Source organism: Achromobacter spanius (genome assembly GCF_003994415.1).
GTDB classification, from domain to species: domain Bacteria; phylum Pseudomonadota; class Gammaproteobacteria; order Burkholderiales; family Burkholderiaceae_B; genus Achromobacter; species Achromobacter spanius_C.
Genome location: NZ_CP034689.1, coordinates 6438265 through 6461483, shown reverse-complemented (window position 1 = coordinate 6461483; position 23219 = coordinate 6438265). Strand labels below are relative to the sequence as shown.

The window sequence follows — 23219 nt, the reverse complement described above, 5'->3', positions numbered from 1 at the left end:
TTGCAGTGCAAGCAGGTGCAAGGGCCGCGACCTTGTCGCACCCTTGCACTCACCGGCTTACAGCACGTAGCGAGCCAGATCCTGGCTGCTTGCGGCTTCGGCCAGTTGCGAATTGACGTAGGCGGCGTCGATCTTCACGTGCTTGTCCAGGCTGGAGGTGGCGTCAAAGGACAGTTCGTCCAGCAGCTTCTCCATAACCGTGTACAGGCGGCGTGCGCCGATGTTCTCGGTGGTTTCATTGACCTCGAAAGCCAACTCGGCCAGGCGGCGCACGCCTTCGTCCGTGAACTCCAACTGCACGTCTTCGGTGGCCATCAGTGCCGTGTACTGCTTGGTCAGGGACGCGTCCGTGTCGGACAAAATGCGTACGAAGTCTTCGGCGGTCAGCGATTCCAGTTCGACACGGATCGGGAAGCGGCCTTGCAGTTCCGGGATCAGATCCGACGGGCGCGCCAAGTGGAATGCGCCTGATGCAATGAACAGGATGTGGTCGGTGCGGACCATGCCATAGCGCGTGTTGACCGTGGTGCCTTCCACCAGCGGCAGCAGGTCGCGCTGCACGCCCTGGCGCGAGACGTCGGCGCCGCCGGATTCCTGGCGCGCGGCGATCTTGTCGATTTCGTCCAGGAAGACGATGCCGTTTTGTTCAACGTTGTTGATGGCAACCGTGCGCAGGTCTTCTTCGTTGACGCGCTTGGCGGCTTCTTCGTCGACGATCAGCTTGAAGGCTTCGCGCACCTTCATCTTCTTGGGCTTCTTTTTGTCGCGAGCCATGCCGGCGAACATGCCGCGCAGTTGCTCGGCCATTTCTTCCATGCCGGGGGGCGTCATGACGTCCATCTGCGGCGCGGCCTGCGACACTTCGATCTCGATTTCCAGATCGTCGATCTTGCCTTCGCGCAGGCGCTTACGGAAGGTCTGGCGGGCGCTGTTGTCTTCACCGCGTTCCGGCTCGCCCGAGGCGCCGCGGGCGGGCGGCACCAGGGCATCCAGGATGCGGTCTTCGGCGGCGTCTTCGGCCTGGGTGCGCACGCGGCGCATTTCCAGTTCGCGGGTTTGCTTGATCGAATATTCGGTCAGGTCGCGGATGATGGTGTCGACGTCGCGGCCAACGTAGCCCACTTCCGTGAACTTGGTGGCTTCGATCTTGATGAAGGGCGCGTTGGCCAGCTTGGCCAGACGGCGGGCGATTTCCGTCTTGCCCACGCCGGTGGGGCCGATCATCAGGATGTTCTTGGGGTGGATTTCATGGCGCAGGGGCTCGGCAACCTGCTGGCGGCGCCAGCGGTTGCGCAGGGCGACGGCCACGGCGCGCTTGGCGCGGTTCTGGCCAACGATGTATTTGTCGAGTTCGGAGACGATCTCTCCGGGCGTCATGTTGGATGCGGACATGAGGGCGAATCCTAAAAGCTAGAGCGGCGGGCTGGGGAAGCGGCCGCGGCGCAGGGAGGTTTCCCGTGCGCCGCGTGGCGGATGTCAGTCACCCAGCGTTTCGATGACGTGGTTCTGGTTGGTGTAGATGCAGAGGTCGCCGGCGATTTCCAGCGATTGCTTGACGACCGCTTCAGGCGACAGCTCGGTGTTGCGCAGCAAGGCCAGCGCGGCGGACTGCGCGTAGGCGCCGCCCGAGCCGATGGCCGCCAGGCCGTGCTCGGGTTCAAGCACGTCGCCGTTGCCGGTCAAGACCAGCGTGTGCTCGGTGTCGGCCACGATCAGCATGGCTTCAAGACGGCGCAGAACGCGGTCGGTGCGCCAGTCGCGGGTAAGCTCGACGGCGGCGCGCATCAGGTTGCCCTGGTGCTTTTCCAGCTTGGCCTCGAAGCGTTCCTGCAGCGTGAACGCGTCGGCAGTGGCGCCGGCAAAGCCAGCGAGGATCTTGTCGTGGTACAGGCGGCGGATCTTGCGGGCCGTGCCCTTGACGACGATGTTGCCCAGGGTGACCTGGCCATCGCCGCCGAGCGCGACGCGGTTGCCGCGGCGCACACACACGATGGTGGTGGCGTGAAATTGTTCCATGCGTTCCTTCCTTTGAAAGGACTAGCTGGGGGCGGTTCCAAGGAAATCAAGCGCGGTGCGCGACGGCCAATAAAAAAGGCCATGCTGGAAACCAGCATAGCCTTTCAGGGGATGACGTGAAAACGGGACGGATCAGTCGCCGTACAGCTTTTGGCGCATTTCACGGCGTTCTTGCGCTTCCAGCGACAAGGTGGCCGTGGGGCGCGCCAACAGGCGGGGTACGCCAATGGGTTCGCCGGTTTCTTCACACCAGCCGTATTCGCCGCTGTCGATGCGGGCGATGGACTGTTGCACCTTTTTCAGCAGCTTGCGCTCGCGGTCACGGGTGCGCAGCTCCAGGGCGTGTTCTTCCTCGATGGTGGCGCGGTCGGCGGGGTCGGGCACGAACTGCGTTTCGCGCAGGTGCTCAGTGGTCTCGCCGGCGTTGGCCAGGATGTCCTGTTCGAGTTGTTTGAGCCGTTCCTTGAAGAAAGCCAGTTGGCGTTCATTCATATAGTCGGACTCGGGCATGGCCAGCAATTCCTTCTCGCTGGGCAGATCAATCGCCGTATCGCTCGTCGACTTGCTTGATTTTTTAGTTGCTGCCTTGGTAGCCATGAAAACACTCCACTATGAATCGATCCTGGCGCGGGCGTCCTTTCCCGGTTCGTGTTGCTTGCTGCCTACGCTGTTCGTACCTCACAGTACTGCCTTCGTCGCATTGCGTCACGTCGGGAAGGGGGATTACCCCGCCAGGCACTGCTCCAAGCCCCGGGTGAAAATTTCCTGGGGCAGCTTACGTCCGATGAATACCATCTTGGTGGACGGTTTCTCGGCCGCGGTCCACGGCTTGCCGGGTTCGGCGCCCATCATCATGTGCACACCCTGGAACAACATGCGGCGGTTGATGCCCTTCATGTACAGGATGCCCTTGTAGCGCATCAGGTCGGGACCATAAACCTGCACCACACCGCCCAGGAATTCTTCAAGGCGCGCGGGATCGAACGGCTTGTTGGAACGGAACACGAACGCACCGATTTCGTCGTCGTGCTGGTGGTGATGGTGATGGTGGGCGTGATCACAATGCGCCCCGCATTCGCCTTCGTGCTCATGATCGTGGTCGTGGCCATGATCGTGCCCGTGGTCATGCCCATGGTCGTGGGCGTGGTTGTGGGCGGCGTCGGGGTGCTCATCGGCCAGGAACTCCGGGTCGATGTCCAGAATGGAATTCAGGTTGAAGCCACTGATGTCGATGATGGACTTCAGGTCGACTTCGCCAAAATTGACCGGCGTGATCGGCGCGCGCGGGTTCATGTGAACCAGGCGGTGGCGCAGCGCTTCGTAGTCAACTTCATTGACCAGGTCGCGCTTGGAGATCAGGATGCGGTCGGCGAAACCGACTTGCTTCTGGGCTTCGGGTTGTTCGTCCAGCGTGGACATGCCGTGCTTGGCATCGACCACGGTCACCACCGCATCCAGGCGGTAGTATTCGGCGATGTCGTCATCCATGAAGAACGTCTGGCAGACGGGGCCGGGGTTGGCCATGCCCGTGGTTTCCAGGATGACGCGTTCGAAAGTCAGTTCGCCGGCTTCGCGCTTGGCGCGCAGCTCGGACAGGGTACGCATGAGGTCGCCACGCACCGTGCAGCAGACGCAGCCGTTGGACAGTTCGATGATTTCTTCATCGCTGTCTTGCACGAGCAGGTCGTTGTCGATGCTTTCCGGTCCGAATTCATTTTCGATGACCGCAACGCGGCGGCCGTGGAATTCAGTCAGGATGCGTTTGAGCAGGGTGGTCTTGCCCGCACCGAGAAAGCCGGTGAGGATGGTGACGGGAACCATTTTGTCCAAACTGCGCGGGGTGTTCATGGCGAAGCTGCTAGCGTGAAGTCAAGACTGTGAAGTCGAAGCTGAAGCCCTGGCATTCAACAAGGCCCTGACAGGGTGTTTTGCCCTGTGCAGGATGATGTTTGCCACAGGCTGCGTGGGCCGCCAACAGCGGCCGGACGCAGGATTACAGCACAGTCGGGGGCAGGGGGCAAACCCCGGATCAACCCAGGGGCCGAAGCCGTCCGGATCGCGTCTGTAGGCCGGCAGGTATCCGGCGATATCACTATTTTGGGGCGGTTTGCCGGATTTCAAGTGAGGCCGGTTTTCGCCAGGAAATGACGGGCGTCCGGCCACATGCCGTTTCAGTGATGGTGGTGGTGATGCGCTGCATCAGCCGGCTGCTTTTTCTGGCATTGGGGACAGAGCGCGCGGATCTCGGTCTCGTGCGTGGCCAGGGCGTAGCCCGTTTGGGCGACCCGTTCGGCCAATTGGCGGCTCATGGCGGGGTCGGACACTTCGGCTACCGCGCCGCAGCCGGTACAGACCACCAACAAATCATGCGGGGCGCCGCCGGCGTCATGGCAGGCGCTCCAGGCGTTGACCGCGTCCAGCCGATGGATGAGACCTTCGTCCATCAGGAAGTCCAGCGCGCGGTACACGGTGGGGGGCGCTGCGCCGGGATGCACTTCGCGCATGGCGTCCAGTAATTCATACGCCTTCAGGCTACGCCCGTGGCGCAGCAGCAGTTCCAGCACCTTGCGGCGGATGGGTGTCAGGCGGCGGCCGCGCTGTTCGCACAGCGTCTCGGCGACGCTGAGCTGGGCGCCGACGGTGTCGCTGCGGGGGGAACGGGGCGGAACGGGCATGGCGGGCTTTATCTGAATGAAAGACGCGCGCGACGCGCGCGAGATGCCAGGAAAGTAGCAGAAAACTCAGATATGCGGGCACCTCCGGCCAGATTCAAGTCAGTTTAGTTATGATATAACATTGTAAAAATCAATCACGCCACGTTCGGGCGGTTTCCGTGATTCGGAATCGCTGCAGCGCCATTGGCCGGTGCGTGATTCCACCCCCGTCCGCCCTTACATCCTTAGTCTTCAGCCTGCCCGCTTTCCATGTCTCACTTCACGCTTTTGCCCCCGCGGCCCGGCGCCGCGCTTCGGCAAGGCACCATACCCCGCTCTGCTTTTCTGGTTTCCGCCTGGCGCCGCATGGCCGTCGCCTTGGTGGCGGCCGCCATGCTGTGGGCGCTGACGGGGTGGGCGCTGGACTGGTGGCCGCGATGAGCAAGGCGCCCGTCACCATCGAGTTGGCCGACGCGTCCTTTGGCTGGCATGGCCACCCTGCGCTGAAGTCCGTGTCGGGCCGTTTTGCGGCCGGCGGCATGACGGCAGTGGTTGGGCCGAATGGGGCGGGCAAGTCGACCTTGATCAAAGGCATCATGGGCGTGCTGCGCCCCATGGCGGGCAGCGTGCGTATCAGCGGCGCGGGGCGTTCCGAATTGGCCTGGCTGCCGCAGGCAGCCGAACTGGACCGTTCGTTTCCGGTCACGGTGCTGGACCTGGTGGCCATGGGCGCCTGGCGCCGCATTGGTGGCTGGCGCCGCTTTCGCAACGACGAACTTGAACGCTGCATGCATGCGCTGGAAACCGTGGGCCTGGCCGACGCTGCCGGGCGGGGTGTGGACACCTTGTCGGGCGGGCAGATGCAGCGGACCTTGTTTGCGCGGATGCTGGTGCAAGACGCGCCGGTGCTGCTGCTGGACGAGCCCTTTGCCGCGGTCGACACCCATACCGCTGATGATTTGATGGCGTTGCTGTGCGGGCTGCACGGTCAGGGTCGCACGGTGATCGCTGTGCTGCATGACCTGGATCTGGTGCGCGACCACTTTCCCGAATGCCTGCTGCTGTCGGGCTCGGTCGTGGCGTGGGGCGATACCGCCAGCGCCTTGAGCGACGCGCATCTGCAGGTGGCGCGGCAATGGCACGCGAGGGCCTACGCATGACGCTGGCGCAATGGTTCGTTTCGCCCTTCCTGGACTACGGCTTCATGCGTCGCGCGCTGGCCGGAGCTTGCGCCTTGTCGCTGGGCGCGTCGCCGTTGGGCGTGTTTCTGGTGCTGCGGCGCATGAGCTTGATGGGCGACGCGATGTCGCACGCGATCTTGCCCGGGGTGGCGGCGGGGTTCCTGCTGTCCGGGCTGTCGCTGGGCGCCATGATGCTGGGTGGTATCGCCACCGGCTTGGCGGTCGCCTTGCTGGCTGGGGTGGTGGCGCGGCTGACGCCGCTGCGTGAAGACGCCAGCTTCGCCGCTTTCTATTTGATATCGCTGGGGCTGGGCGTGCTGCTCGTGTCCTTGCGCGGTTCGAACATGGATCTGCTGCATGTGCTGTTCGGCACGGTGCTGGGTCTGGATGACGCGGCGCTACTGCTGGTGACCATCACGGCCAGCGTGACCTTGTTGGTGCTGGCCGCCATTTACCGCTTGCTGGTCGCCGAATGCCTGGACCCGGGTTTCCTGCGGGCCAGCGGCGGCGGCGGGGGCTGGGTTCACATGGGGTTTCTGGTGCTGGTGGTGGTCAACCTGGTGGCGGGCTTCCAGGTGCTGGGCACCTTGATGGTCGTCGGGATCATGATGCTGCCCGCCGCCGCCGCGCGCTTCTGGGTGCGCTCCGCCGCCAGGCAGATTCCGCTGGCGGCTGGCTTCGGCGTGCTGGCTTCGGCGAGCGGCCTGCTGGTGTCCTACCACTTCAACGTACCCGCGTCGCCCTCGATCATTCTGGCGGCGGGCGCCTGTTACCTGTTTTCCATCGTCGGCGGCCCGCAAGGCGGGTTGCTGCGGGCGCCGCGCCGCATGCGCCAAGCCTGACTTCATAAGGAGATTCGTTATGCGTTCCATTCTGCCGCTGCGTCGCCGCGCCTTGTTGGCAATGACCGGGCTGTGCCTGTCGGCCGTGTTCGGGGCGTCGCATGCCGCCGAACCGCTGAAGGCCGTGGCCAGCTTCTCCATCCTGGGCGACATCGTGCGGGAAGTGGGCGGCGACGATGTCAGCCTGACGACGTTGGTCGGGCCGGACGGCGACGCCCACGAATATGAACCCACGCCGGGGGACGCCAAGAAACTGTCCGCCGCGAAAGTGCTGTTCGTGAACGGCCTGGACTTCGAGACCTGGTTGCCCAAGCTGACGAAGGCGTCCGGCTTTGCCGGCCAGACGGTGGTGGCCAGCAAGGGCGTGACGCCGCGCAAGTTCGCGCAAGCGGGTGGCGATGGCAAGCACGATGAGCACGATCACGACCACGACCACGACCACGATCATGACCACGGCCACAAGGAAGGTCATCACCATCATGGCGATTCGGATCCCCACGCCTGGCAGAGCCTGGCCAATGGCGTGATCTATGCGCGCAATGTGGCCGAGGGCCTGGCCGCCGCCGACCCGGCGCACGCCGACGCCTATCGCCAGCGCGCAAGCGCCTATATCGCGCGCCTGGAAGCGGTGGATGCTTCCGCCAGGAAGACGTTCGCCGCCATTCCGGAAGCGCGCCGCAAGGTCGTGACGTCGCACGACGCCTTTGGCTATTTCGGTGATGCCTACGGCGTGTCGTTCATTTCGGCGATGGGCGTATCCACGGACGCCGAACCTTCGGCCCGTGAAATCGCCAGCATCATTGAACAGGTCAGGCGCGACAAGGTGCCGGCGGTGTTCGTCGAGAACATTTCCAGCCCCAAGCTGGTCCAGCAGATTGCGCGCGAGACCGGCGCCAAGGTGGGTGGTACGCTTTATTCCGATGCGCTGTCCAAGCCCGGACAGCCCGGCGCTACCTATCTGGAAATGTTTGAATGGAACGTACGTCAGCTCGCCGCGGCCTTGCAGCCCTGACCGCCGCGACGGCACTGCTGGCGGCAGGGTCCGCCAGCGCGCACCCGCACATGTGGATCGACGCCCGCGCGGTCATCGATGTCGACGCGCAGCAGCGCATCACGGCGGTTCGCCAGGTCTGGTTGTTCGATGAAATGTTTGGCGCCTATGCCACGCAGGGCCTGCCGAAAGGCAAGGGCGGTTCCTTGCCCGCCGCCACCTTGAAGGGCATGGCGGACGACTGGATGAAGGCGCTGGGCGAACCGATTTCGCACTACTTCACCCGCGTCACCGTGGGCGGCAAGACCGCCGCGTTCGCCGCGCCGCGCGATGCCAAGGTCGACTGGAACCCCAAGACCACGCGCCTGACGCTGTCGTTCACCTTGCCCTTGGCCACGCCCCTGCCGGTGGGGGCCGACGGCGCGCAGGTGGATATTTACGACCCTACTTATTTTGTTGCGTACGCTTTTGACGAGAAAGGCGCGGTGTCGCTGGGCGGCCCGAACGCCGCGGCGTGTACGTCTGCCTACCGCAAGCCCAAGGAATTGGATTGGAAGACCATGCAGCAACTGGCCGCGATCCCGGCCGACCCGGACGCATTGCCGGACGAACTTTTCGCCATCACCAAGGGGCTGACGCACCGCATCGAGGTGCGATGCCCGTAACGCTGTCTTCTTGGCGCTTTGGGGTGTGGATGGCGGCGGCGTTGCTGCTGTTGCCGCTGCTGGGCGGCATGGGCGTGGCCATGGCCCAGGGCGCGCATCCGTTTGGCGTGCCGGAAAGCGGCACGGGTATGGGCGGACCGGGCTGGCTGGCCAGTTTCTTCGGGCAAGTGGCCGTCTGGCAAAGCCATTTCTACCGCCAATTGACGGGTGCGGTGCGCGCCTGGCAGGCCGATGGCGGTGCGGCGTGGACCTTGATTGGACTGTCGTTTGCCTACGGCGTGTTTCACGCGCTGGGCCCCGGGCATGGCAAGGCGGTGATCTCTTCTTATGTGGTGGCCAATCGGCAGACGGCGCGCAATGGGGCGCTGCTTGCATTGGCGTCCGCGCTGATTCAAGCGTTGGTGGCGATTGCGATGGTGGCAGTGTTGGCGCTGGTGTTCAACGCGACCGCCGCCACGATGAACCAGGCGACGCGATGGTTGGAACTGGCGTCCTATGGCTTGGTGACCCTGCTGGGTGCGTGGCTGGTGTGGATCAAGGCGGTCAGGCCATTGCTGCGGCGTCGGCGTGAGCCAGTTGCGGCGGCCGTGGCCAATGCGGCCCATGCGTCAGCGTTGAAGGGCGCGGCTGCGCTGCGTGCCATCGCCGTGCATGCGCCGGCGCCCGCGCCGCATGCCGCTGCCGATGTGCATCAGCCCGGCCCCCATCATCATCACCACCACGATGATTGCGGCTGCGGCCATGCGCATGTGCCAGCGCCTGACCAGGTTGCCGGCCAGTTGAACTGGCGGCGTGCCGTGTCGGCGATTCTGGCGGTGGGGCTGCGTCCGTGCAGCGGCGCGCTGATCGTGCTGGTGTTCGCTTTGTCGCAGGGCTTCTTCCTGGCTGGCGTGGCGTCGGCATTGGCGATGGGCTTGGGCACCGGATTGACGGTGGCGGCGCTGGCTTGCCTGGCCGTGGCTGCTGGCGGCGCGGCCACGCGCATCGGCCAACGCCTGTCGAGTACGGGCGCGGCGCGCGTGCGCTACGGGGTGGAAGCGCTTGCGGCGGTGGTGGTGCTGTTGCTGGGCGTCATGCTGCTGGGCGGCATGGTGGCCGGAGGCGGCTAGCCCGCTTCAGGACTTGCGCCCCGCGCGGGGATGCGCCTGGTCATAGGCTTTGGCCAGATGCTGGAAATCCAGCCGGGTATAGACCTGGGTAGTCGAGATATTGGCGTGGCCCAGCATTTCCTGAACGGCGCGCAAGTCCTGCGCCGACTGCAACACATGGCTGGCGAAGCTGTGGCGCAGCACGTGCGGATGCACATGCGTGGGCAAACCCGCCGCTTGGGCAACCTGCGCCAATTGCAACTGCACGATCCGGGGCGAGATGCGCTTGCCGCGCGCGCCCAGGAATAACGCGGCCGCATCTTCCGGCCGTGGGGCGGGCGGCGCCAATTGCGGGCGCGCGGCTATCCATTTCTGCAAGGCGGCAACGGCGGCCTGGCCTACCGGCACGGAACGGCGCTTGCCGCCCTTGCCCAGCACTTCGACCTCGGCTTCGTCCAGCTTCAACCAGCCGCGCGATTCGTAATCGGCCGTGCGCGTGTAGCGCAGGTCCAAGCCCACCAGTTCCGACAGGCGCAGCCCGCTGGAATACAGCAATTCGAACATGGCCTGGTCGCGTAGCGCGGCGGGTTCGTTCGCGACCTTGGCGGTGGGCCGGTCAAGCAGGGCTTGGGTCTGTTCCACGGACAAGGCCTTGGGCAGGCCGCGCGGGGCCTTGGGCGCGCGCACGCCGGCCACGGGGTTGCCGGCAAGGTCGATCGCGGGGGCCCACCATTGGTAGAAGCCGCGCCAGGCCGCCAAGGTGCGGGCCAGGCTGCGTGGGCCTCGCCCTTCGGCATGCAAGCGGGCCACAAACTGGCGGATATGGCCGTTGGCGATCTTGTCCAGCGGCAGCCGGGCACGGTCGGCAAGCTGATTCAGGAAATGCAGTTCGCGACGGTAGGCGTCCAGCGTGTGGGGCGAATAGCGGCGGTTGGTTTCCAGATGGCGCAACCAGGCGCGCATCGGGTCGGGCAAGGCCTCGGCGCCAGGCGCGGGCTGGACAGGGGCGGGCGGGGGCGCATCTTGCGTGGTCTGGGTCATTGTGCGCCCGCCCTGGTTTGCGCTAGACCTTCGGCGACGCGGGATTCAGGCGATGCAAGGCCGCCGAAGCCAGTTGACCGATGGATTCCAGGAACGTCGTGCCCATTTCAGGCGTGAAACGTTCGGGGTCGTCGGATCCCAGCACCAGCAAGCCCACGGCAGGGCCATCGGCTTCAAGCCGCAGCGGCACCAATGCCAGCGACTTGGGTTTGCTGTCCAGCCAGCCCACCGCTTCAAACCCGGTGTCGGTGCCGCAGTAAGGCGTCTTCAGGCTGTCGGTGAACGTGCGCACGTCTTGCGAGGTGGGTTCGCCGTAGCCCGCGGGCGCCAGGTCGGACAGGTTCCACAAGCGCAGCGCCACGTGGTTCAGTTCAAACTGTTCGGCCAGGCCCAGCGCGATTTCGCCGGGCACGCGCTGCGCGTCATTTTCCGACAGCAGGCGGCTGCACCACTTGGCCAGATGCGAGCCGATGCTCTCGTTGGAGGTGGCGTTGCGCACCAGTTCGTTCAAGCGCCATTCCAGTTCGCGGTTGCGTTCGCGCAGCGTCAGGATTTGGCGTTCGCCCAGCGAAATGGCGCGCGAGCCATGCGGGTGCGGCACCTGCATGGTGGCGAACACGTCGGCGTGCTCGTCAAAGAAGCCGGGGTGGTCTTGCAGGAAGGCGGCGATGTCTTGGGCGGTGAAAGCGGTATCAGTCATAGGGTCAGCGGTTCAGCGCCATGGAGAAGACGAGCTTGTCGATGTCGACTTGCCCCGTGAACACGGATTCGGCGGGGCCGGTCATGCGCAGTTGGTCGCCATTCCAGGCAACGGTCAGCACGCCGCCACGGGTTTGCACACGCACGGGCGATTCCAGCAGGCCGCGGCGGATGCCGGCCGCGACGGCGGCGCAGGCGCCCGTGCCGCAAGCCAGCGTTTCGCCCGCGCCGCGTTCGAAGACGCGCAGGCGGACGTTGTGGCGATCCATCACTTGCAGGAAGCCGGCGTTGACGCGGCGCGCAAAGCGCGGATGGGTTTCGATCAGCGGGCCTTGGATGGCGACGGGGGCGGTGTCGACGTTGTCCACCACCTGCACCGCATGCGGATTGGAGATGGCCACGGTGGACAGCAGCACCTTGCTGGGCACGCCGGCGGGCGCGTCGATGTCCAGCTCCCAGAGCGTGTCTTCGCCTTCGCGTTGCGAGGCCAGGCCGGTGGTGTCAAAGGGCAGGGCTTCGGGCTCGAAACGGGTGCTACCCATGTCGACCGTGATTTGTTCGTCGTCGCCTTCATCCAGCACGAGGATGCCGGTGGCGATTTCGGCGCGCAGCGGGTTGCGGTCGGACAGGCCTTGTTCGTGCACGAAGCGCACGAAGCAGCGCGCGCCGTTGCCGCAGTGTTCGACTTCGCTGCCGTCGGAATTGAAAATGCGGTAGCGGAAATCAGCGTCCGGGCGGGTGGCGCGTTCAACCAGGAGGATCTGGTCGGCGCCGATGCCGAAGTGCCGGTCGCCCAGTGCGCGGGCGCGCTCGGGCGTCATGTCGATGGTCTGGCGGACCCCGTCGAGCACGACGAAATCATTGCCCGCGCCATGCATTTTGGTGAAGTTCCAGTTCATCGCTGGATTATCGCCCATTATTCGGGCGCGAGAGAAGCCAGAGCGGACTCAATAGAGCTTGGCTTCGCCTGGCGGGCGGGTCTTGAAGCGGCGGTGGACCCAGTAGTACTGGCTGGGGCAGCGGCGCACCCAGGATTCCAGCTCGCGGTTCAGGCGGGCGGTGGCGTCTTCCAGGGACGCCGCGCCGGGGAAATCCTCAAGCGGAGGCAGGACGTCTATGTGATAGCGGCCGGTCTCGGGGTTCCAGAAGCCCACGATGGGCAGTACGGCCGCGTTCCATTTCTGGGCAAGCTGGGCGGTGGCCAGCAGCGTGGCGGCCAGCACGCCGAAAAAGGGCACGAACACGGACCCCTGGGGGCCGAAGTCCATGTCGGGCAGGTAATAGACCGGGCGCGGCGCGCGCAGGTGACGGATCAGGTCGCGCACGCCGTCCTTGCGGCTGACCAGAAACACCTCGTTGAAGCGGGCCCGGCCGGCGGCCACGACCGCGTCGATGTGGGGGTCGCTTTGCGGCGTGTACATGCAAGCGGCGCTGGGCACTTCCATGGTCAGGCGGGAGCCGGCGGCGTCCATCGCAATGAAGTGGGGCGCCAGCAAAATCACGGAGCGGCCCTGGGCGGTGAGTTCGTTGATGCGTTCGGCGCCGGTCTGCGTGACCATGTCCTTGACGGCCTCGGGGGTGCCGTACCAGAGCACGCCCCGGTCCACGATGGACTGTGCCAAGGCCCGGAAGTGGTCCGCCACCCATTGCTCGCGCACGGATTCCGGCTGGTCGGGAAAGCACAATTCAAGATTGCGCCGCACGATGTGCGCTCGGGACCTTGCCAGCCGGGGCGCAAGCCAGCCCAGCACGGCGCCGATGCGCAGTCGGGTTGATGGCTTGATGCGGCCGAACCACTTCAACAGGGTAACCAGCGTACGCGTCTTTGAATTTGTCATTGTTTTGGGGAAAGGGCTGGGCGGGAACGGTCAGCGGGGCTGCCGAATGGTGTCGTCATCGTTGTCGGCACCCGGGGCGACGTTGGAATCGGCGTTGGCATCAGGGGCCGGGGGCGCCCCGCGCGGCGTCTTGTAGCGGTTGTAGCTCCAGAGGTACTGCTGGGGGCAGCGGCGGATCAGCGTTTCCATCGCGGCGTTGATGAGCGCCGCCTGGGCTTCGGGCTCGGCCGGCAGCGGTTCAGGCACGCGCACGTAGTGGATGCGCCAGCCTTTGCCGCGCGGCAGGCGTTCGCCCGCGGTCAGGATGATGGGGACGTTGGTTTGCGTGGCCAGCTTGCCGGGCAGCGTCATGGTGTAGGCCAGCCGGCCAAAGAACGGAACCCACACGCCATCGCCTACGCTGGGCGCCTGGTCGGGCAGCATGCCCACGGATTCGCCGCGCCGCAGCGCGCGCACGAATTCGCGTACGCCTTGCATGGTGGCTGGCACGGCGTTGACGGCGGAACTGTTGCGCGCCGTCTCCAGCAAGGGGGCCAGCACGTCTTTGCGCGGGGGGCGGAACATGACCGTCATGGGCATCTGGCGGGCCAGATAGCGGGCGGTGATTTCAAAGCAGCCCAGGTGCGGCGTCAGGAACAGGATGCCCCGGCCCTCGGCCCGGGCCTTGTCGACCACTGCGTTATCGTCCGACACCACTTGGGCCAGGCTTTGCTCGTTCTTGAACCAGACGCGCGGGTTCTCAAGAATCATGGCGCCGGTTTCGGCCGCGGCCTGGCGCGCGAAGGCCGCGCCCGGGTAGCCGGCTTGTGCGGCATTGGCCTGAAGGCGCCGCCGATACTTGCCGGGCCAGGCGTACACGGCCAGGCCCGCCGCGCGGCCAAGGGCGTGCGCAACGGGTAGCGGCAGGGCGGCGAAAAGTCGGAACAGGGCTAGCAGCATGCGGCAAATAGAAGAGGACGGGCAGGGTTATGCCGGTGTTCGGGAATATGTTCATACCCCCGCCGCCAGCATAAGAACGGCATTTTCGCTTAAAATCCGTCCAGTCGCCGAGTTAACCGACAACTTGCGGGGCGACGGCAAGGGTAAAGCGTTTTGCGCGGCCTTTGCCAAATCCGCTAAAGCGTCGCGCCCAGATAGCGTATGTCATGCAGTCCGGGGTGCAACGCGCCTCGTGAACCTACGCGCCGGCCAGGCCGGACACTAAGGACGCATCTGTGGCCAATAACGATTTTCTCTTCACTTCCGAATCTGTCTCCGAAGGGCACCCTGATAAGGTTGCCGACCAGATCTCCGATTCGATCCTGGACGCCATCTTCACGCAAGATCCCAACGCGCGCGTTGCAGCCGAAACGCTGTGCAACACGGGCCTGGTCGTGCTGGCGGGTGAAATCACCACCACCGCCAACGTGGATTACATCCAGGTTGCGCGGGACACCATCCGCCGCATCGGCTACGACAACACCGAATACGGCATCGACTACAAGGGCTGCGCGGTGCTGGTTGCTTACGACAAGCAATCGCCGGACATCGCCCAAGGCGTCGACCGCAGCTCGGAAGACTATCTGAACCAGGGTGCGGGCGACCAAGGCCTGATGTTCGGCTACGCCTGCGACGAAACGCCCGACCTGATGCCCGCCCCGATCTGGTACGCGCACCGCCTGGTGCAGCGCCAGAGCGAACTGCGCAAGGATGGCCGCCTGCCGTGGCTGCGCCCGGACGCCAAGTCGCAAGTGACCTTCCGCTACATCGACGGCCGCCCGGCGGAAGTTGATACCGTGGTGCTGTCGACCCAGCACGCGCCGGAAGTCACGCAAGAGACCATCCGCGAAGCGGTGATCGAAGACATCATCAAGCCGAGCTTCCCCGAAGGCCTGATCACGCCGCAAACGAAGTTCCTGGTCAACCCGACCGGCCGCTTTGTCATCGGCGGCCCGCAAGGCGATTGCGGCCTGACCGGTCGCAAGATCATCGTCGACACCTACGGCGGCGCATGCCCCCACGGCGGCGGCGCGTTCTCGGGCAAGGATCCGTCCAAGGTTGACCGTTCGGCTGCTTACGCGGCCCGCTACGTGGCCAAGAACATCGTGGCCGCCGGCCTGGCGCGCCAGTGCCAGGTGCAGGTCAGCTACGCCATCGGCGTGGCCGAACCGATCAACATCACGGTCTACACCGAAGGCACGGGCGTCATTCCCGACGACCAGATCGCCAAGCTGGTGCGCGAGCACTTCGACCTGCGTCCGAAGGGCATCGTGAACATGCTGGACCTGCTGCGCCCGATCTACGCGAAAACCGCCGCCTACGGCCACTTTGGCCGTTCCGAGCCGGAATTCTCGTGGGAAGCCACGGACAAGGTTCAGGAACTGAAGAAGGCGCTGTAAAACAGCGAATCTTCATGAAGAACGCCCCTGCCGTGAATAACGGCAGGGGCGTTTTTTATGAAATCCAGCGCTCTCCATGAAGCACGTAGGATGGGTGAAGCGCGCAAAACTCTCCACCACTGCGCCACCGCCGATCGCGCGCAACCCATCACCCGCCGATGGCATGACGCCGCAATGGTTAAAAGCCAACGCGTTATCGACGCCCCGGCTACAGAACCCTTGGGTTCTTGCCGCCGCTCTTCAAAATTCCACCGTTGCTTGATGGGTTTCGCGCGAACTTTGTCGGTTTTCTAATGGCCTGCGTTGCGCGCTGCACCCATCCTACAGGGCCCACGGTGACATATCGGGCGTCTGTATTGTTGGCGCCAGCACGCGTTCCAGCGCTGCGGCGCAGTCCAGCAGCGGGGCGTCGTGGCCTGCGGGGGCCAGCAGTTGCACGCCGATGGGCATGCCTTCGGCGTCGAAACCCGCGGGTAGCGCGATGGCGGCGGCGCCCAGGAAATTGGCGGGGCGCAGCAGCTTGCCCAGGCCCACATGGCGCACGTCTTCGGCGTCCAGCGGCTGCGCGGCCTGGTCGCAGGCGGGCATCAGCAGGGCGTCCAGCCCTTGCATGGCGCTGGCGAATGCCGTCATGTCGGCCTGCCTCCGGTTCAGCGCGGCTTCGTAATCCGCCTGCGCGATCCGGCCGCCCGCCGCGATGCGCGCGCGCACCACTTCCCACAAGGGCGCGGCAGGGTCTTCGGCCAGTGTGCCGAAATAGCGATAGGCTTCGTAGGCCAGCACCAGCGAGTTGTCGTCCGCCAGGCGCGCAAACGACAAAGACGCGGGCGGATGCCAGACGGTGGGCGTCAGACCGGTTTGTGCAAGGCGCTCTTGCGTCTGATGCCAGACCTGCAGGGCGGCGTCGGACAGGGGCGCGGGCCACGCCTGCGGCGGCAAGACGGCGATAGAGATGGCATCGTTGGCGGCGACGGCGTCGGCGGCAGTGGCAACGGAGGTGGAGGAAGATGCCGCGGCGACTCGGCGCGCCATGGGATGGCGCAGCGCGGTGACGCAGGACGCGGGCAGCGCCAAGGTGGCGGCGTCGTCCACGTCGGGGCCGGCCAGCACTTGCGCCAGCAGCCGGGCGTCCGCCACGCTGCGAGCTATGGGGCCCAGCACATCCAGCGTGTCCGACAGCGGCAGGCAGCCCGCGCGGCTGATCAGGCCGGATGAGGGCTTGTAACCCACCACGCCGTTGAGCGCCGCGGGCGCGCGCACGGAACCGCCCGTGTCGCCACCCAGCGCGATGGGCGTCAGGCCGGCCGCCACCGCCACGCCCGCGCCGCTTGACGATCCGCCGGGTGCACGTGCGATCTTGGCGTCCCACGGATTGCGCGCCGTGCCTTGGGTGGGGTTCTGGCCCGACAGCCCAAACGCGAATTCCGTCATGCGCGTCTTGCCCAAGATCACCATGCCCCCCGCCGCCAGCGCGCGCACCGCCGCCGAGGTTTCGTCGCTGATCACGCCACGCCGCGCCTGCGAGCCGCCGGTGGTGGGCGTGCCCTGCCACTGGATGCTGTCCTTCACGGCTACCGGCACGCCATGCAAGGGCCCCAGCAGCATGCCCGCATCTAGCAGCCGGTCGGCCGCGTCGGCCTGAGCCAGCGCGCGGTCGGCGGTGACCTCGCTGAAGGCGGCTAGCGGCGCGGCGCGTTCAATGCGGTCCAGGAAGTGGGCGGTGACCTGGCGCGAGCTCAGTTCACGGTCACGGATGGCGCGAGCCAGTTCGCGGGCGTCTCGAAAATGCAGGTCGGTGGGGTCTTGTGCTGGCATGGCTCTCTTCAAGAAAAGGAAAAGCCTTCCGGCCCCGACGGGACCGGAAAGCGTTTAGACGGCGCGCGCTGGAGCGATTTCAGAGATGGCTTTCGGCGGCGACTTCAGCAGCAACGTCAATGATGCCTTCAGTGGCTACTTCAGCGTCTGCCCGCGCGTTTCGGGCATGCGGATGAAGGTGAGCAACGTGATCACGGCGCCGGCCAGCACGTAATAGAAGAACCAGCGTTCCATGCCCTTGCTTTGCAGCCAGGTCAGCAGGTAGGGCGTGGTGCCGCCCAGCAGCGCAACCACCAGGTTATACGGCGTGCCGATACCGACGGCGCGCACGCTGGTGGGAAATTGTTCCGACATGATGGCCGGCGCAATGGCCGTGTACATGGCGTACAGCACCAGGCCGAACAGTTCCACGGCCAGGATCGATCCAAATGACGGGCCCAGCGTGGTCATCAGCGGATAGAAGAACACCAGGTAGCCGGCCGCGAAGAAGATCAATTGCGGCTTGCGGCCGATGCGGTCGGACAGCATGCCGAACAGCGGCTGCACCAGCATGAACACAATCAAGGCCACGGTGTTGGCCGCGAACGCGGTCTTGGGGTCGGCGCCCACCTGGCGGATGGCGTAGGTGGGCACGTAGGCCACGAAGATGTAGAACGCAAACGTCGTCAGCACCGAAAAACCCACGATGCGCAGCACTTCGCGCGGGTGGTCGCGCAGCAGCGTGCGCAACGGCTGCTTTTCGATGCCGGCTTGCTTGGCGTGCGAAAACGCTTCGGTTTCGGGAATCGAACGGCGGATCCACATGCCCGCCAAGCCGCCGAACGCGCCCAGCAAGAACGGAATGCGCCAGCCCCACGCGGCCATGTCGGCCTTGGTCAGGGTGGACGTCAGGATCCAACCCACGGCCGACGCGGCCAGGATGCCCACCGCGGCGCTGAAGAACACAAAGCTGGAATAGAAGCCGCGCTTTTCCGGCGGCGCCATTTCAGCCAGAAAGGTCGTGGCCGAGGCATACTCTCCGCCTAGCGACAAACCTTGCAAGAGGCGCGCGGCGGTCAGCAGCAAGGGGGCGGCCAGGCCGATGGTGGCGTAAGTGGGGGTGACGGCGATGATGAGGGAACCGCCCGCCATCATCAGAATCGTCAGGCCCAGCGCGGCTTTGCGGCCGTAGCGGTCGGAAAAGATGCCCAGCACCCAGCCGCCCACGGGGCGCATGAAGAAGCCCACGGCGAAGATGCCGAAGGTGGCGAGCAGCGCCGTCGTTTCATTGCCTTCCGGAAAGAACTGGCTGGAAAAGAAGATGGCGAACGAGGCGTAGATGGTCCAATCGAACCACTCGACCGCATTGCCTACACTACCGGCCAGGATGGTGCGGGCGCGGGATACGGGCGCCGCGTTGGCGGGCGCGGCGCTTGCCCCTTGCTTGCTGCGCAAGGTCGCGGATGGGCTGCTCATGACGTCCTCAGAATAAGAATTTATTTTTGGTCAAAAAGACCGTTTAAATTTATGTTTTTATCAATGCGCGAACGTTAGATTAATGAATATAGTCACGTCAAGTAAGGGTAAGCCCTTAATGCCAGTGCTGGATGACACCGACCTGGCCTGCCTGATCGCGTTGCAGGCAGACCCCCGTGCGTCCTGGCGCGAGCTGGGTGCCGCCACCGGCATTGCCGAACGGACCGTGGCGCGCCGCATCCGCCGCCTGATGGACGCCGATGCGCTGCGCGTCATTGCCGAGCCCGATCCGCTGGCCATGGGCCAGGGCGTGGTGCTGCATGCCTGGGTGCGCTGTCGATCGGGCCGGGTGCCGGAAGTGGCGGAGCAACTGGCGCGGCTGGACATCAGCCAACTGGTGGTGACGGTTGCCGGCACCGCCGACCTCATGGCCGAACTGACCTTGGCCGACGCGGCGGATCTGCCGGACGTGGTGACGCGGGTGTTGCCGTCCATTGACGGTGTCGAACATGTGGAAGCACGCTTGGTGCTGCGCCCGTTCAGGCGCGCGGGCCAGTGGCGCATCCAGGCGCAGCCCGCCGCGACTACCGCCGAGGCCCCGCCCGCGCAGCCGCCCGTTGCGCTGAGCGAGCCCGAGCAGCGCATGATGGTGCATCTGATGCGTGACGGGCGCGCCAGCCTGGCTGAACTGGCCGAACACGCCGGTGTCAGCGAGCCCACCGCGCAGCGCTTGCTGCAACATATGGTTGAGCGTCGCGCGCTGAGCTTTCGGGTGGAAGTTGAACCCGCATTGGTGGGTTTTCCGGTGGAAGCGGTGATCTCCGTACAGGTGCGCCCGCAGGCGGTTGACGCGCTGGCCGCGCATCTGGCGCTGGATCCGCATACCCGCTGCCTGTTCGGCACCAGCGGCGCATCGCAACTGTTCTGGCACGTGCTGTGCCGCGACAGCCTGCATCTATGGGAAGTGGTGACGCGCAGGCTGGGTGAGCTGGACGGTGTGCTCAACAGCGAAGTCGGCGTGGTGATGCGCGCGCACAAGCGTTGCGGCATCGTGCGCGCGGGGGCGCGCCTGGAAGCGGACGCGGCCTAGCGCCCAAGGCCGGCCCGCCCGCAGCCATGGCTGCGGGGCGGGCTTAGTTGCCAGGAATCGCTTGGCGGTTGTTACCTCGACGGGGGCCTCCCTTCATGCGCCCAGATACGCCCGAGCCAACGCGCCGTCTTGCGCAATCTCTGCCGCCGACCCCTGCGCAGCCACGCGTCCGGACTCCAGCACATAGGCCCGGTCCGCCAACGACAGCGCCAACGCCGCCATCTGGTCCACCAGAAGAATCGTCATGGATTCCGCACGCAGGCGGTCCAGGGCCTCGAACAGTTCATCGATGATCTTGGGCGCCAGGCCCAGCGACGGCTCGTCCAGCAGCAGGATCACCGGCTTGGACATCAGCCCGCGCGCAATCGCCAGCATCTGCTGTTCGCCGCCCGACAAGAGGCCGGCGCGCTGATGCAGGCGTTCACGCAGGCGCGGAAAGCGCGTCAGCATTTCCTCGACGCGGGCCTCGCGGTCTTGCGGATGCAGGAAGGCGCCCAGCCGGATGTTGTCCAGCACGCTCAAGCCGGGAAACACCTGCCGGCCTTCGGGCACCAGCACCAGGCCGCGCGCCACGATGCGGTCGGCGGCCAGGTTGTTCAGTTCCATCCCCTGCAAATGCATGCCGCCTTGCGCGGGCCGATGCAGCCCCGCCAGCGTGCGCATCAAGGTCGACTTGCCCGCGCCATTGGCCCCCAACAGCGCCACCATCTCGCCCTGGCGCACTTGCAGGTCGATGCCGTGCAGCACGGGGTTCGCCCCGTAGCCCGTCACCAGATTGCCCACGCCCAGCACCTCGGGCGCGCCCGCCGGACGTTGCCGCGCGGCCGGCGCGCGCCGTGCGCTGTCGTCGCCCAGATACGCCTGGCGCACTGCGGGCGACTGCTGGATTTCGGCCGGGTTGCCCTTGGCCAGTTCGCGGCCCGCGTCGATGGCCACGACGTGATCCGATACACCCATCACCAGCGCCATGTCGTGCTCGACCAGCAGCACGCCCGCGCCCGCTTCGGCAATGCGCCGCAACAGGCCGGCCAGGCGGGTCTTGTCTTCACGCGACAGGCCGGCGGCCGGTTCGTCCATCAGCAGGATGTCGGCATCGGTGGCCAGCGCGCGGGCAATTTCCACCAGCCGCCGGTCCACGTGCGGCAGGTCGGCGGCGGGAACGTTCAACGCGCCTTCGTAGCCGCAGAACGCCAGCAGGGCACGCGCACGCTCGCGCACGTCCGGCGCCTGGTAGCGGCGCGACCCCAACAGCCCGCCCAGGCGGCCACGCACCATGCCCAGCGCCACGTTGTCTTCCACGGTCAAGGTGTCGAACAACTGCGAGGTCTGATAGGTGCGGGCAATGCCATTACGCGCCACGCGGTAGGCGGGCAGGGCGGCAAGCGCGGTGTCACCCAGCGATACCGCGCCGCTGGTCGGCTGGTAGTAGCCGCTAAGCATATTGATGACGGTGGACTTGCCCGCGCCATTGGGGCCGATCAGCGCCGTGACGGCGGCGGGCGGCACGTTGAACGATACGGACTGCACGGCGCGCACGCCGCCAAACGTCATGGTCAGCGCATCGGCGCGCAGCACGCGTCCGGCGCGTCCGCCCATCGACATGCCGCCGCCATGACGCGGGGCAAGCAATTGGCCCGCCGCGTTGCGATGCCAGCGAGACAGCAAGCCCGCCACCCCATCCGGCGCCGCCCACAACACCACCAGCAGGAACGCGCCGAAGAACAGCAGGCGGTATTCCTCCAGGCTGGACAGCAGTTCGGGCAGCAGCCCCACCACCACCGCGCCCAGCAAGGGGCCGGCCAGGGACCCCGCGCCGCCCAGCGTCACCGCCAGCACGAACAGAATCGACTGCATGAAATTGAAGTTGTGCGGCGTGATCATGCCGGTCTGCGGCGCGTAGAGCCCGCCCGCCAAACCCACCACCGCCGCCGACACCATGAACGCCACCGTCTTGACCATCAAGGGGTTGATGCCGATGGATTCGCTGGCGGTTTCGCTGTCTTTCACCGCGCGCATGGCCGCGCCCCAGGTGCCGCGTGACAGCAGCGCGTATGCCGCCAGCGCCACGAACACGGCCACGATCGCCAGCATCGCCACGCCCCGGTCGCCGCCGATGCCGCCCAGCGAGGGCTGTGCGATCCCCATGATGCCGTTCTGCCCGCCCGTGACGTCGCCGCCTTCGATCAGCGCGTGCTCCACGATGAAGCCAAAGGCGATGGTGATCATCGCCAGGTACGGCCCCTTCACGCGCAGTGCGGGCAAGGCCAGCAGCAGGCCGAAGGCGCCCGCCATCAAGGCCGCCGCGGGCCAAGCCAGCCAGAAGCTCCAACCCGCCTGGCCGGTCAGGATGGCCACGGTGTACGCGCCGATGGCGTAGAAGCCCGCGTGGCCGAACGACATCTGCCCGGTCAGCCCCAGCAGCACGTTCAAACCGATGCCGGCCAACGCCAGCAGCGCCACGTTGCCCAGCACGAACACGTAATAGCCGTTGACGGTAGCCGCCAGAACCAGGGCGGCCACGGCCAGCAGCGCGTAGAGCGCCAGCCACAGCCGGCGCGATGCAAGTCGCTTATTCATCAGACCTTCCTGACATCGGCGCGGCCGAACAATCCGTTCGGACGCACGGCCAACATGACGATCACCAGCGTGAAGCTGATGATGTGGGTGTACCCGGAGCCCAGGTTCACGGTGATCAGCGCTTCGACCACGCCAAACAGCAGGCCCGCGATCATCACGCCCCAGGCGCTGGTGATGCCGCCCAGAATGGCCACCACATAAGCCTTCAAGCCGAACAGCGTGCCCATGTCCGCCTGCACGTTGAACAGCGGCGCCACCAGCGCGCCCGCCACGCCCGCAAACAGCGTGGACACGGCGAAGGCGGCCATGATGGCGCGGCGCACGGGGATGCCCATGAGCCGCGCGGCGTTCGGGTTCTGCACCACGGCCAGCAGCGCCACGCCCCAGCGCGTGCGGCGCGACAGCGTGTGCAGCGCGGCGGCCAGCGTCAGCCCAACCAGCGGAATCAGCAGTTGCAGCGGGTAGACGCCCAGCCCCAGGCCGCCGATTTCAAGCGGGGCTTGCGCCAAGGGCGAAGGCAGGCTGCGCGGTTCCTTGCCGAAGGTGAACATCACCACGTTGTCCAGCACGATGCCCAGCGCCACCGTCGACATCAGCCAGGCGTTGGAGCCCCGGCTGGCGAACGGCCGCACCGCCAGCCGCTCAACCACCAGCCCATACAGGGCGCAGAGAGCCAGCGCCACCAACAGCGCGGGCGCCAGCGGCCAGCCCAGGGTCTGGGCGAACGTATAGGTCAGTACGGCGCCCAGCATCATGGAACTGCCCTGGGCGAAATTCACCGTTCCCGACACGGCGTAGGTCAGATAAAAGCCCAGGGCCATCAGCCCGTACATGCTTCCCAGACCCAGGCCGCTGACAATGGCGGACATCAACAACATGCGCGTCTCCC

Annotated in this window: 21 protein-coding genes; 7 read left to right on the top strand and 14 right to left on the bottom strand. The window is 65.9% G+C overall.

The window, feature by feature from the left end:
• Window positions 1–57 precede the first annotated feature (57 nt).
• The 5 genes from hslU to ELS24_RS29610 all read right to left on the bottom strand — a co-directional run bounded on the left by hslU (window position 58) and on the right by ELS24_RS29610 (window position 4691).
• Window positions 58–1392 carry an ATP-dependent protease ATPase subunit HslU gene (hslU, locus tag ELS24_RS29630; protein WP_127186106.1) on the bottom strand — a complete coding sequence of 445 codons (1335 nt, stop codon included), beginning with the start codon at window positions 1390–1392 and terminating at the stop codon, window positions 58–60.
• A gap of 84 nt (window positions 1393–1476) precedes the next feature.
• Window positions 1477–2016 carry an ATP-dependent protease subunit HslV gene (hslV, locus tag ELS24_RS29625; protein WP_006216412.1) on the bottom strand — a complete coding sequence of 180 codons (540 nt, stop codon included), beginning with the start codon at window positions 2014–2016 and terminating at the stop codon, window positions 1477–1479.
• A 132-nt stretch (window positions 2017–2148) separates the two neighbouring features.
• On the bottom strand, window positions 2149–2613 hold the full coding sequence (gene dksA / locus ELS24_RS29620) for an RNA polymerase-binding protein DksA (RefSeq protein WP_006216410.1): 465 nt from the start codon (window positions 2611–2613) through the stop codon (window positions 2149–2151).
• Window positions 2614–2739: 126 nt separating this feature from the next.
• Window positions 2740–3864 (bottom strand): CobW family GTP-binding protein, encoded by a 1125-nt coding sequence (locus ELS24_RS29615; RefSeq protein ID WP_127186105.1) that lies wholly within the window; start codon window positions 3862–3864, stop codon window positions 2740–2742.
• A gap of 323 nt (window positions 3865–4187) precedes the next feature.
• Window positions 4188–4691 (bottom strand): Fur family transcriptional regulator, encoded by a 504-nt coding sequence (locus ELS24_RS29610; protein ID WP_050446145.1) that lies wholly within the window; start codon window positions 4689–4691, stop codon window positions 4188–4190.
• Between the two features lie 416 nt (window positions 4692–5107).
• On the opposite strand from ELS24_RS29610, the gene ELS24_RS29605 reads away from it, so the two are divergent.
• The 5 genes from ELS24_RS29605 to ELS24_RS29585 are packed head-to-tail and all read left to right on the top strand — an operon-like array spanning window position 5108 to window position 9458.
• Entirely contained in the window at window positions 5108–5830 is a 723-nt protein-coding gene (locus ELS24_RS29605) for a metal ABC transporter ATP-binding protein (RefSeq protein ID WP_127186104.1), read from the top strand.
• A complete protein-coding gene (locus ELS24_RS29600) occupies window positions 5827–6693 on the top strand; it encodes a metal ABC transporter permease (protein WP_127186498.1) in 867 nt (288 codons plus the stop codon). The genes ELS24_RS29605 and ELS24_RS29600 overlap by 4 nt, the downstream gene beginning before the upstream one ends.
• 19 nt (window positions 6694–6712) lie before the next feature.
• Window positions 6713–7705 (top strand): metal ABC transporter substrate-binding protein, encoded by a 993-nt coding sequence (locus ELS24_RS29595; RefSeq protein WP_127186103.1) that lies wholly within the window; start codon window positions 6713–6715, stop codon window positions 7703–7705.
• A complete protein-coding gene (locus tag ELS24_RS29590; protein WP_127186102.1) occupies window positions 7666–8349 on the top strand; it encodes a DUF1007 family protein in 684 nt (227 codons plus the stop codon). The genes ELS24_RS29595 and ELS24_RS29590 overlap by 40 nt, the downstream gene beginning before the upstream one ends.
• A complete protein-coding gene (locus ELS24_RS29585; RefSeq protein WP_050446149.1) occupies window positions 8340–9458 on the top strand; it encodes a nickel/cobalt transporter in 1119 nt (372 codons plus the stop codon). The genes ELS24_RS29590 and ELS24_RS29585 overlap by 10 nt, the downstream gene beginning before the upstream one ends.
• 6 nt (window positions 9459–9464) lie before the next feature.
• Here ELS24_RS29585 and xerC read toward each other — a convergent pair whose 3' ends face one another.
• Genes xerC through ELS24_RS29560 form a run of 5 tightly spaced genes read right to left on the bottom strand, consistent with a single transcriptional unit; the run spans window position 9465 to window position 13954 of the window.
• Entirely contained in the window at window positions 9465–10478 is a 1014-nt protein-coding gene (xerC, locus tag ELS24_RS29580; RefSeq protein ID WP_127186101.1) for a tyrosine recombinase XerC, read from the bottom strand.
• Window positions 10479–10500: 22 nt separating this feature from the next.
• Window positions 10501–11178 (bottom strand): DUF484 family protein, encoded by a 678-nt coding sequence (locus ELS24_RS29575; RefSeq protein ID WP_127186100.1) that lies wholly within the window; start codon window positions 11176–11178, stop codon window positions 10501–10503.
• Window positions 11179–11182: 4 nt separating this feature from the next.
• Window positions 11183–12094, bottom strand: coding sequence for a diaminopimelate epimerase (gene dapF / locus ELS24_RS29570; RefSeq protein ID WP_127186099.1), 912 nt, complete (start codon window positions 12092–12094; stop codon window positions 11183–11185).
• 30 nt (window positions 12095–12124) lie between these two features.
• A complete protein-coding gene (locus ELS24_RS29565) occupies window positions 12125–13015 on the bottom strand; it encodes a lysophospholipid acyltransferase family protein (RefSeq protein ID WP_050446152.1) in 891 nt (296 codons plus the stop codon).
• A 30-nt stretch (window positions 13016–13045) separates the two neighbouring features.
• The gene (locus tag ELS24_RS29560) at window positions 13046–13954 is read right to left on the bottom strand and encodes a lysophospholipid acyltransferase family protein (protein ID WP_050446153.1); all 909 of its coding nucleotides are present in this window, start codon (window positions 13952–13954) and stop codon (window positions 13046–13048) included.
• Between the two features lie 275 nt (window positions 13955–14229).
• Here ELS24_RS29560 and metK point away from each other — a divergent pair, with 275 nt between their 5' ends.
• A complete protein-coding gene (metK, locus tag ELS24_RS29555; protein ID WP_046802994.1) occupies window positions 14230–15393 on the top strand; it encodes a methionine adenosyltransferase in 1164 nt (387 codons plus the stop codon).
• Between the two features lie 321 nt (window positions 15394–15714).
• On the opposite strand, the gene ELS24_RS29550 is transcribed toward metK, so the two are convergent.
• Both ELS24_RS29550 and ELS24_RS29545 read right to left on the bottom strand, forming a co-directional pair.
• The gene (locus ELS24_RS29550) at window positions 15715–17208 is read right to left on the bottom strand and encodes an amidase (protein ID WP_127186098.1); all 1494 of its coding nucleotides are present in this window, start codon (window positions 17206–17208) and stop codon (window positions 15715–15717) included.
• A 135-nt stretch (window positions 17209–17343) separates the two neighbouring features.
• The gene (locus tag ELS24_RS29545; RefSeq protein WP_127186097.1) at window positions 17344–18663 is read right to left on the bottom strand and encodes an MFS transporter; all 1320 of its coding nucleotides are present in this window, start codon (window positions 18661–18663) and stop codon (window positions 17344–17346) included.
• A gap of 82 nt (window positions 18664–18745) precedes the next feature.
• On the opposite strand from ELS24_RS29545, the gene ELS24_RS29540 reads away from it, so the two are divergent.
• Entirely contained in the window at window positions 18746–19753 is a 1008-nt protein-coding gene (locus ELS24_RS29540; RefSeq protein ID WP_127186096.1) for an Lrp/AsnC family transcriptional regulator, read from the top strand.
• Window positions 19754–19846: 93 nt separating this feature from the next.
• Here ELS24_RS29540 and ELS24_RS29535 read toward each other — a convergent pair whose 3' ends face one another.
• Together ELS24_RS29535 and ELS24_RS29530 are read right to left on the bottom strand one after the other, a co-directional pair.
• Entirely contained in the window at window positions 19847–22330 is a 2484-nt protein-coding gene (locus ELS24_RS29535) for a branched-chain amino acid ABC transporter ATP-binding protein/permease (protein ID WP_127186095.1), read from the bottom strand.
• On the bottom strand, window positions 22330–23208 hold the full coding sequence (locus ELS24_RS29530) for a branched-chain amino acid ABC transporter permease (protein WP_127186094.1): 879 nt from the start codon (window positions 23206–23208) through the stop codon (window positions 22330–22332). The genes ELS24_RS29535 and ELS24_RS29530 overlap by 1 nt, the downstream gene beginning before the upstream one ends.
• Between the last annotated feature and the right edge of the window lie 11 nt (window positions 23209–23219).

What these genes read in the sequence shown, in the direction of transcription:
- hslV (WP_006216412.1), bottom strand. Translation starts at nt 2,016, where the DNA reads ATGGAACAATTTCACGCCACCACCATCGTGTGTGTGCGCCGCGGCAAC.
- ELS24_RS29530 (WP_127186094.1), bottom strand. Translation starts at nt 23,208, where the DNA reads ATGTTGTTGATGTCCGCCATTGTCAGCGGCCTGGGTCTGGGAAGCATG.
- xerC (WP_127186101.1), bottom strand. Translation starts at nt 10,478, where the DNA reads ATGACCCAGACCACGCAAGATGCGCCCCCGCCCGCCCCTGTCCAGCCC.
- dksA (WP_006216410.1), bottom strand. Translation starts at nt 2,613, where the DNA reads ATGGCTACCAAGGCAGCAACTAAAAAATCAAGCAAGTCGACGAGCGAT.
- ELS24_RS29590 (WP_127186102.1), top strand. Translation starts at nt 7,666, where the DNA reads ATGGAACGTACGTCAGCTCGCCGCGGCCTTGCAGCCCTGACCGCCGCG.
- ELS24_RS29535 (WP_127186095.1), bottom strand. Translation starts at nt 22,330, where the DNA reads ATGAATAAGCGACTTGCATCGCGCCGGCTGTGGCTGGCGCTCTACGCG.
- ELS24_RS29585 (WP_050446149.1), top strand. Translation starts at nt 8,340, where the DNA reads ATGCCCGTAACGCTGTCTTCTTGGCGCTTTGGGGTGTGGATGGCGGCG.
- ELS24_RS29565 (WP_050446152.1), bottom strand. Translation starts at nt 13,015, where the DNA reads ATGACAAATTCAAAGACGCGTACGCTGGTTACCCTGTTGAAGTGGTTC.
- ELS24_RS29575 (WP_127186100.1), bottom strand. Translation starts at nt 11,178, where the DNA reads ATGACTGATACCGCTTTCACCGCCCAAGACATCGCCGCCTTCCTGCAA.
- ELS24_RS29595 (WP_127186103.1), top strand. Translation starts at nt 6,713, where the DNA reads ATGCGTTCCATTCTGCCGCTGCGTCGCCGCGCCTTGTTGGCAATGACC.
- ELS24_RS29545 (WP_127186097.1), bottom strand. Translation starts at nt 18,663, where the DNA reads ATGAGCAGCCCATCCGCGACCTTGCGCAGCAAGCAAGGGGCAAGCGCC.
- ELS24_RS29610 (WP_050446145.1), bottom strand. Translation starts at nt 4,691, where the DNA reads ATGCCCGTTCCGCCCCGTTCCCCCCGCAGCGACACCGTCGGCGCCCAG.
- dapF (WP_127186099.1), bottom strand. Translation starts at nt 12,094, where the DNA reads ATGGGCGATAATCCAGCGATGAACTGGAACTTCACCAAAATGCATGGC.
- hslU (WP_127186106.1), bottom strand. Translation starts at nt 1,392, where the DNA reads ATGTCCGCATCCAACATGACGCCCGGAGAGATCGTCTCCGAACTCGAC.
- ELS24_RS29600 (WP_127186498.1), top strand. Translation starts at nt 5,827, where the DNA reads ATGACGCTGGCGCAATGGTTCGTTTCGCCCTTCCTGGACTACGGCTTC.
- ELS24_RS29540 (WP_127186096.1), top strand. Translation starts at nt 18,746, where the DNA reads ATGAATATAGTCACGTCAAGTAAGGGTAAGCCCTTAATGCCAGTGCTG.
- ELS24_RS29605 (WP_127186104.1), top strand. Translation starts at nt 5,108, where the DNA reads ATGAGCAAGGCGCCCGTCACCATCGAGTTGGCCGACGCGTCCTTTGGC.
- ELS24_RS29560 (WP_050446153.1), bottom strand. Translation starts at nt 13,954, where the DNA reads ATGCTGCTAGCCCTGTTCCGACTTTTCGCCGCCCTGCCGCTACCCGTT.
- ELS24_RS29550 (WP_127186098.1), bottom strand. Translation starts at nt 17,208, where the DNA reads ATGCCAGCACAAGACCCCACCGACCTGCATTTTCGAGACGCCCGCGAA.
- ELS24_RS29615 (WP_127186105.1), bottom strand. Translation starts at nt 3,864, where the DNA reads ATGAACACCCCGCGCAGTTTGGACAAAATGGTTCCCGTCACCATCCTC.